At 61.7% G+C, this 248-nt stretch carries 1 protein-coding gene; it reads left to right on the top strand.

Annotation, left to right across the window (positions count from 1 at the left end; all coding sequences use genetic code 11):
- Positions 1-248: VIT domain-containing protein (locus tag EOD29_RS33960; protein WP_281059265.1), on the top strand; the 248-nt coding region annotated here is incomplete at both ends.

The raw sequence follows: 248 nt of genomic DNA, 5'->3' as shown, positions 1-248 counted from the left end.
AACCGATGTCGCCATCGATGTCTCCGGCCCGATCGCCAGGGTGAAGGTGACGCAGCGCTTCCAGAATCCGAGCCAGGGTTGGGTCGAAGGCACCTATGTCTTTCCGCTGCCGGACAATTCCGCTGTCGACGCGCTGAAAATGCAGATCGGCGAACGCTTCATCGAAGGCCAGATCAAGCCGCGCCAGGAAGCCCGCGAGATCTACGAGCAGGCCAAGGCCGAGGGCAAGAAGACGGCGTTGCTCGAAC

It is taken from the genome of Mesorhizobium sp. M1A.T.Ca.IN.004.03.1.1 (assembly GCF_003997555.1).
GTDB lineage: Bacteria > Pseudomonadota > Alphaproteobacteria > Rhizobiales > Rhizobiaceae > Mesorhizobium.
Note: the sequence above shows the minus strand (reverse complement) of the source record. Positions and strands in the feature narration are given on the sequence as shown.